7 protein-coding genes and 1 other RNA gene are annotated in these 8610 nt (G+C 48.1%); 7 read left to right on the top strand and 1 reads right to left on the bottom strand.

What is annotated here, in order from left to right; all coding sequences use genetic code 11:
- Positions 1-73: 73 nt before the first annotated feature.
- The 7 genes from U1F02_RS03925 to ssrA all read left to right on the top strand — a co-directional run bounded on the left by U1F02_RS03925 (position 74) and on the right by ssrA (position 7286).
- Positions 74-787, top strand: coding sequence for a GntR family transcriptional regulator (locus U1F02_RS03925; protein ID WP_409989041.1), 714 nt, complete (start codon positions 74-76; stop codon positions 785-787).
- Positions 788-960: 173 nt separating this feature from the next.
- A complete protein-coding gene (gene urtA / locus U1F02_RS03930) occupies positions 961-2253 on the top strand; it encodes an urea ABC transporter substrate-binding protein (protein ID WP_409989042.1) in 1293 nt (430 codons plus the stop codon).
- 107 nt (positions 2254-2360) lie between these two features.
- Positions 2361-3989 (top strand): urea ABC transporter permease subunit UrtB, encoded by a 1629-nt coding sequence (gene urtB, locus U1F02_RS03935; RefSeq protein WP_409989043.1) that lies wholly within the window; start codon positions 2361-2363, stop codon positions 3987-3989.
- 54 nt (positions 3990-4043) lie between these two features.
- Entirely contained in the window at positions 4044-5243 is a 1200-nt protein-coding gene (urtC, locus tag U1F02_RS03940; RefSeq protein ID WP_409989044.1) for an urea ABC transporter permease subunit UrtC, read from the top strand.
- The gene (gene urtD, locus U1F02_RS03945) at positions 5243-6097 is read left to right on the top strand and encodes an urea ABC transporter ATP-binding protein UrtD (protein WP_409989045.1); all 855 of its coding nucleotides are present in this window, start codon (positions 5243-5245) and stop codon (positions 6095-6097) included. The genes urtC and urtD overlap by 1 nt, the downstream gene beginning before the upstream one ends.
- 22 nt (positions 6098-6119) lie before the next feature.
- Complete coding sequence (gene urtE, locus U1F02_RS03950) at positions 6120-6815, top strand: urea ABC transporter ATP-binding subunit UrtE (protein WP_409989046.1); 696 nt, start codon at positions 6120-6122, stop codon at positions 6813-6815.
- A gap of 116 nt (positions 6816-6931) precedes the next feature.
- Positions 6932-7286: a transfer-messenger RNA gene (gene ssrA / locus U1F02_RS03955) on the top strand.
- 312 nt (positions 7287-7598) lie between these two features.
- On the opposite strand, the gene U1F02_RS03960 is transcribed toward ssrA, so the two are convergent.
- Positions 7599-8610, bottom strand: a 1012-nt coding sequence (locus U1F02_RS03960; protein ID WP_409989047.1) for a hypothetical protein, incomplete at its 5' end; no start/stop codon positions are given.

Below are 8610 nucleotides of genomic sequence, written 5' to 3' on the forward strand. Positions count from 1 at the left end.
GACATCGAAGAAGACGAGAAAGTAAGACTCACAAAAGGGGCGGTTCAAATCGTCCCACTACTCGGAAGATGTTATGAAATTAATTAAAAATGACAAAAAGAAAAAGGCAGATGAGCCTCGCCCAAATTTAACGGAGCGAATTTATCAACAAATAAAGCAGGATATTTTTACGTTTCGGTTATTGCCCGGCGACAGATTCAGCGAAAACGAAATTGCCGAGCGTGTTGAAGCGAGCCGTACTCCAGTAAGAGAAGCCTTAACACGCTTGCAACGCGAAGGCTTTGTGGATGTTTCATTTCGCAGCGGTTGGCAAGTAAAGCCGTTTGACTTTAACCAATTTGAACAACTCTACGATGTAAGGATTGTGTTGGAACTGGCAGCCGTTAAGAAATTGTGCGAAATGGAACCGGCACCAAACCTGGAAGATTTGAAGCGTATTTGGCTAGTAAAACCAGAAGACAGATTAGAGGACGGCCCAACCGTTTCGGGTTTGGATGAACGTTTTCACGAACAACTGGTTGAAGCAACCGGTAATACGGAAATGGCGCGCATACACCATGATATTACCGAGCGCTTACGCATCGTTCGCAGAATTGATTTCACGCAAAAACCACGCATAGAGGCTACTTACGAGGAACACGCAAAAATTCTGCGAACCATTATTGAACGCAGAACCGAAGATGTTCGCAGTTATTTAAAAACGCATATAGAGGCCAGCAAAGCAGAGGTTCGCAAAATAACACTGCATATGCTTTACGAAGCCAAAAATATGCAAGCGGATGAATAGAATTTGTTTTAAACAAATAGCAACAAAGCGGTGCAAGCCGTCAGGGAAGAAAGTTTTGTTGTTTACAAATAGTTGGCGACATACGCCCGCAGTACCGGAAGCAATCGAGTGATTCTTTAACTCAAAATATGTTGTAAACCTAACCTACTGAGCAATAAATCGGAGATAGACCCATGAAGCTAAAATCAATAGCAAAACATGTCGGGGCACTCGGTATCGCCGCCGGCTTAAGCATCGCATCATTCAGTGCGTACGCTGCAGACACCATTAAAGTCGGTGTGTTGCACTCACTGTCAGGCACTATGGCGATTTCTGAAACCACACTGAAAGACACAGTGTTAATGTTGATTGACGAGCAAAACAAAAAAGGTGGTTTGCTTGGCAAGAAACTGGAGCCTGTTGTGGTTGACCCAGCGTCAAACTGGCCATTGTTTGCGGAAAAAACCCGTGAGCTTTTGGAAAAAGATAAAGTGGCAGCAATTTTCGGTTGCTGGACTTCTGTATCACGTAAATCAGTTCTGCCAGTTGTAGAAGAACTCAACGGCATTCTCTTCTACCCAGTGCAATACGAAGGTGAAGAATCTTCTAAAAACGTGTTCTACACCGGTGCTGCACCAAACCAACAAGCGATTCCAGCGGTTGATTACTTGATGAAAGAAGGCAAGGTAAAACGTTGGGTACTTGCAGGTACTGACTATGTTTACCCACGCACCACCAACAAAATTCTTGAAGCCTATTTGAAAGCAAAAGGCGTTAAACAAGAAGACATCATGATCAACTACACACCATTCGGTCACTCAGATTGGCAAAACATTGTATCTGATATTAAAAAGTTTGGTTCTGCCGGTAAAAAGACTGCTGTGGTTTCTACCATTAACGGTGATGCTAACGTTCCTTTCTATCGCGAATTAGGCAACCAAAAAGTGAGCGCAACAGATATCCCAGTAGTTGCATTCTCTGTAGGTGAAGAAGAACTTTCTGGTTTGGATACCAAGCCTCTCGTTGGTCACTTGGCTGCATGGAACTACTTCATGAGCAGTGAATCAGCCGCTAACAAAGAGTTCATCGCTAAATGGAAAGCCTTTATCAAAAATCCAAAACGCGTAACCAACGACCCAATGGAAGCAACTTACATTGGTTTCAATATGTGGGTTAAAGCAGTACAAAAAGCTGGCACCACTGACACCAACAAAGTTACTGAAGCCATCATTGGTATGGAACAACCAAACCTGACTGGTGGCGTAAGCAAAATGTTGCCAAACCACCACATCACCAAGCCAGTATTAATTGGCGAAATCCAAGAAGATGGCCAATTCCTGACTGTATCTTCAACTCCATTAGTTCCAGGCGATGCATGGTCTGACTACTTGGAAGGCAGTAAAGATTTGGAATCTGACTGGGTAACCTTGAAGTGCGGTAACTACAACACCAAAACCAAAAAATGTTTAGGTGCTGCCGCTAAGTAAAACCGATGTCCTCCTCACTTCGGTGAGGAGGACCATTGAATACGACGATACACAACTAGTACCCCGTTTATCTGTTAGTCAATTACGCACAAATTTTTAGGCACGCCATGATGATTGTTCTTTCACGTTTTTATAAATTCATAACTGCCGCAGCACTAATGTGCCTAGCCCTAGCAAGCTTCGCACAAACTGAAGAAGCACCAGTACAAGCCCCGACTGACTTTGCAGGCTTGGTGCAATACCTGGCAACCGGCAGTTTGTCTGAGCGCGCCGAAACGGTTAAAAAATTAGCCGCATTAAAAGATCCACGTAGCACCACCATTATTGCCGCACTCGAGCAAGGCAATTTATATTTTGATTCAACCTTAAATAAAGTTGCCATCAAAAATGATACCGGTAACTACTTTGATGCTATTTCACAAAGTGCTGTTAGCAACGACATCAGCAACTTTAAAAAAATTCCTGTGAACAACAGCCTCCGCAACCAGTTGCGCAGTTTGTTGGCACAATTAAATTTGGGCAGTGAAGATGAAACTGTTCGCCTCACCGCTGTTAAACGTTTATTAGCGGATGGATTGGACGCCGAAAGCGCCGCGATCCTTGCAGAGAAAGTACAAACAGAAAAAAATAAAAGCATTCAATCATCCATGAATATTGCCCTCGCCTTGTTTCAACTGAAAGATTCAGATGAAAAAGTGCGTATGAGCGCAGTCGATAAATTGCGCGGCTCACTGGAACCAGAAGCACGCAGTGCATTAACAGAAGCTTCCACCGCTGACGAAAGCCAAGCCGTACGTAACACCGCCATATCCGCATTAAAGTCGATTGAAAATAGCATCAGCTATTATCGCTTGGCAGAGACTGTGTTTTTTGGTTTGAGTTTGGGTTCTGTACTTTTACTTTCTGCCATTGGCCTCGCCATTACCTTCGGTGTTATGGGTGTTATCAACATGGCTCATGGTGAGCTCATGATGATTGGTGCTTACACGACTTGGGTTATCCAACAAGTTTTTCCAAACCACATTGCGTACAGTTTATTGATTGCCGTTCCCACTGCATTTTTAGTTGCAGGCGCAGTCGGCGTTGCCATAGAGCGCGGTGTAATTCGCTTTTTATACGGCAGACCGCTGGAAACATTGCTCGCCACTTTCGGTTTAAGTTTGATATTACAACAAGCAGCACGCAGTATTTTCACTCCACTCAACCGCGCCGTAAGTCTGCCGGAGTGGATGAGTGGCTCCATGGTGATCAATCCCGTGTTATCCATCACCTATAACCGCTTGTACATTTTAATTTTTGGCGTGCTGGTCTTTATTTTGTTGCAACTTATTTTGAAGAAAACGTCTCTCGGTTTAAAAGTTCGCGCCGTTTCGCAAAACCGAACCATGGCGCGCGCGGTTGGCGTACGCGCAAGTTGGGTAGATGCACTTACCTTCGGTTTAGGTTCTGGCATTGCCGGTGTAGCTGGCGTTGCACTCTCGCAATTAACCAATGTGGGGCCAAACCTCGGCCAAGCCTACATTATCGATTCATTCATGGTCGTGGTATTTGGCGGTGTGGGCAACTTGTGGGGCACGCTTGTAAGCGCAATGGGCTTGGGCATTATCAACAAATTTTTAGAGCCTTACGCGGGTGCGGTACTCGCAAAAGTATTGGTATTGGTTTTGTTGATTTTGTTTATTCAGAAAAAACCCAAAGGCATGTTCCCGCAAAAAGGTCGTGCGGCGGCGGATTAATGCTCAACCAAACCCCATTCCTAGAGTTGATACTAATTTAATTGAGATAACCTAATGCTAACAAAACGCTTACTGTTAAATGATCGCGGCGGAGCCATTGTGTTGGCGCTCATCGCGCTTATGCTGGTAGTGGTACCCATTTTAAACCTTGTGGTACCTGCATCATCAGTTTTCCATCTTTCAACGTTTACCGTGACGCTTCTCGGTAAATTTTTGTGCTACGCCCTGCTCGCTTTATCGGTTGATTTGATTTGGGGTTACTGCGGTATTTTATCGCTCGGCCAAGGTGCGTTTTTTTCCTTGGGCGGTTATGCGATGGGCATGTATTTAATGCGTCAGATTGGCGCGCGCGGTCAGTACGGTAACCCGGAACTGCCAGATTTTATGGTGTTCTTAAATTGGGATCATTTACCTTGGTACTGGCATGGTTTCGATTCTTTTGGTTTCGCGTTGCTGATGGTGATATTGGTTCCCGGCTTGCTCGCGTTTGTATTCGGTTGGCTCGCGTTCCGTTCACGTGTTACCGGCGTTTACTTTTCTATCATCACCCAAGCCTTAACCTATGCATTGATGCTCGCCTTCTTCCGCAACGAAATGGGTTTTGGTGGCAACAACGGTTTAACCGATTTTAAAGATATTCTCGGCGCGCCCATCGCAGCAGACTCAACTCGCATTGTGTTGTTCATGTGTTCAGGTGTTGCTTTACTCGTTGCATATTTGGCGTGCCGCTACATTGTAACCTCACGCTTTGGCCGTATTGTAATTTCTATTCGCGATGCAGAAAGCCGCACGCGTTTTTGCGGCTATAAAGTTGAATCGTACAAGTTATGGATTTTTGTATTCTCATCTGTACTCGCAGGCATTGCAGGTGCGCTTTATGTTCCGCAAGTTGGCATTATTAACCCCGGTGAATTCTCGCCGCTTAATTCCATTGAATTAGTGGTTTGGGTCGCAACGGGAGGTCGCGGCACTTTGTATGGTGCGGTTGTGGGTGCATTCACAGTTAACTACGGTAAAACGCTTTTCACTTCATACTCACCAGAAACTTGGTTATTCGCACTGGGCGCGCTCTTCGTCATAGTTACATTGGTTTTACCCAAAGGTTTGGTTGGTTTATTCGGTCGCTCCAAAAAATCTGAATCAGCACACGAAGCGCTTGATGACGAAGCGAGTGATAACACACCTGAAAATATAAAGCCTGAAGACGCAAAAACCGAAACACCAGCCACCCAAGTTTTAGCGGAGGAAAAATAATGAATATTCTTGCTCACGCAAAACAAGCGCTGCCCGTTAAAGACCCTGACTTTACCAACGCACCCACTGGCTTTGGGAAAGATGTTGATAACTTCGGCGCACCGCTTGATACCAGTAAGCGCACCATTTTGTATGTTGAAGGCGTTACCGTTAGTTTTGATGGCTTCCGCGCGCTTAATAATTTGAACCTTTATGTGGATGACGGCGAACTGCGCTGCATTATTGGCCCCAATGGCGCGGGCAAAACCACCATGATGGATGTGATTACCGGCAAAACAAAACCCGATGCCGGTAGCGTTTATTTTGGCCAGCAAATTAATTTGCTGGAATTATCGGAACACCAAATTGCACGCGGGGGTATTGGTCGCAAATTCCAAAAGCCAACCATTTTTGAAGCGCTCACCGTTTACGAAAATTTGGAATTGGCAACTGCATCTAACAAAGCCGTGTGGTGGACTCTCACGAAAGTCTTAACCGGCGAACAAAAATTTCGTATCGATGAAGTGCTGGTACAAATCGGCCTCAAAGAATTACGCCACAAAAACGCAGGCTCACTTTCGCACGGACAAAAGCAATGGTTGGAAATTGGCATGTTGCTAATGCAAAGCCCAAGAGTGCTGCTGGTAGACGAACCTGTTGCGGGCATGACCGGTGAAGAAACCGAAAAAACGGCGGAGCTGTTAACGTCACTAGCAGGAAAACATTCTGTAATCGTGGTGGAACACGACATGAAGTTTGTGCGTTCGATTGCCCGCAAAGTAACTGTATTGCACCAAGGCTCAGTGCTTACCGAAGGCACCATGGATCAAGTGCAAAACGATCCAAAAGTGATTGAAGTCTATTTGGGCGAATAACAAAGACTGGAGAAGAATTAGCGTGCTCAACATTAAAAACATCAATCAATACTACGGCCAAAGCCATATTCTGTGGGACTTGTCGCTCAACTTAAAAGAAGGTACCTGCGGCTGTTTAATCGGGCGCAACGGCGTAGGCAAAACCACCCTTTTAAAATGCGTAACGGGAATACTGCCCGTGCGCGATGGCACCATTGAATTTAACAGCGAAACAATCAACAAATTTTCTACCGAAGCCCGCGCACGTGCCGGTATTGGTTTTGTGCCACAAGGCCGCGAGATTTTTCCGCTGTTAACCGTGGAGGAAAATTTAAAAATTTCGCTCGGTGCGCGTAAAGACAATGCCAAATCCATTCCATCACAAATTTACGAATTGTTCCCTGTGTTAAAAGAAATGAAACATCGTCGCGGTGGCGATTTATCGGGCGGCCAGCAACAACAACTCGCCATTGGCCGTGCGCTCGTGCTCGACCCCAAATTATTAATCTTGGACGAACCCACCGAAGGCATTCAACCCAACATTGTGCGCGATATAGGCGACGTGATCCGCAAACTCAACCGGGAACTTGGCCTCACCGTATTGTTGGTAGAGCAAAAATTGCCATTCGCGCGCCGCGTGGCCGATGATTTTTTCATTATGGAAAAAGGCAGCGTCGTTGCTACTGGCCCCATTGCAGATTTAAACGAAGATTTAGTGCAAAAATACCTCAGCGTATAAGCTGAGCAGTTTTTAGCCTAAAAATACGCGTGACTCTCACTCACTGAATCCCTACAATAGCCCCACTCGCTGACCTATGAGTAGCCTTCGCAAGAAGAGCTCAAAGTTAAGCGACCGGGGGCGTTATGGATTCGACGCTGGTAACAAAGCCCAAGGTGCATGTCGTGATGACAGCCAATCACGTTAATCCAAAGCTGTACTTGAATAGTCGCAAACGACGATTCTTACGCTTTAGCAGCTTAATCGCTGCTAACGGTCTCTAACAAGGTGCCAGTACCGCGTTAAAGCCCGTCATACAGAACTGGATCGCAGCAAAGCAAGCCTGGGGCGGCGCTGCTAAAACTTTACAGGATCGCTTGTATCGTCCTGCCTGTTGGGCTGATATGAGTTAAACCAATAAACGGATCTAAACATGTAGAGCCGCGGATGGAGTGCTGGCGGACGGGGGTTCAACTCCCCCCGCCTCCACCAATATTCAAACCCCAACCACTCTCGGTTGGGGTTTTTTCTTGCCCGATCGCGCCGGTTCCCGCGTGTTCTTGGGGGTTCCTGCGGAAGCCTGCGGACTACGCCGGTCAGACTCTCAGCCCGTTCCGGGCCACATTCCACTCTCTCCTGGCCATTCCTCGCTACGACCTCGCTCCCTGAAACTGACCCGAAGTCCGCAAAGGCCATAAGTCAGCGCCATACAGATCAAAGAGTTACGCGCGGACGAATCAAGCGGTTGGATTGCGGCATTGGCCACCAGAGTGGGCAAACGGCCCTCGCGTAGAGCCAGCAGACCTACCCTGCGTTCTGTTCGATCTGTTCAAACAGTTTCTGCGCAGCGAGCCTGGCAGTGGTGTCTTGCTCCGGAGCAAGCGGTTCAAGATCTACCCCGTCACGACCTGCGACATAGGCTGGACCGCCGACGTCATCGTCGTAGTCCGAACCGTCTTCGTTGATCGCGTAATGCGCGTCCTGGGTCAGATCCGTTCCGACCAGCCGGGAGAGGTACACCCACTTCCAGCATCTCTCCAGGTCCCCGTGGTCGTAATCCTCGATGAGCTGGAGCATGGCGTCCGTATCTCCCCTCTCGGCAGCCAGCGTCAGCCAATGCTTGGCGTCTGAAGTGCGGCCCATGCGTTCTGCGATCGCCGCAATCGCTGCTGGGTCAGCATCGACGCCGTGGCGCGGCTGCTCGAAGAAGGACGGATCGTCAAATCGATCCGCCAAGTCGAGAAGTGCATCCTGATTCCCCAGTCGACTGGCCTCCCTCAGGTGCCGCGAGTACTTCTCGGCTTGAGCGAGACGAGCCTCGTGGGCTTCGGCCCACTCCTTTTCCACCCCCGTCAGGACACGGCCCTGCTGCCCCTGAGAGTACCAATAGGAGCTTCCAGCGTCCGGGTCGTCTTCATCGTCAGGGGCGTGTATCAGCGCCAGCGCGTAGTGAGCCAGGGCATTGCCCTTACTAGCCGCCGCAGCCAATCCATCTAGAAGGATCGGTCCGAACGCCTCGTCGGTAGGGTCGAATAGCTCATCCTCGTCGTATTCGAGCTCTTCGTCTTGGCTGGACGACTCCCCTCTCAGGCGACTGACCAATGACGAGATGCTGGCGACACCGATCTGGCGCTCTGCCAGGAAAGATTCCAACGCCGACGACGCCAGAATCACGGTGTCAGGTTGATACCCAAGCTCGATGCAACGCCGCTTGATGAGCGCACTTTGCGGGACCACCCGCCGGTCGTTCTGGCGAAGTTCCGTGAGCACGGTGTCAACGCCAAACGCGGCGTGAGAGTTGAAGCCGAAGGAAGCT

It is taken from the genome of Cellvibrio sp., assembly GCF_046347455.1.
Classification (GTDB): Bacteria; Pseudomonadota; Gammaproteobacteria; order Pseudomonadales; family Cellvibrionaceae; genus Cellvibrio.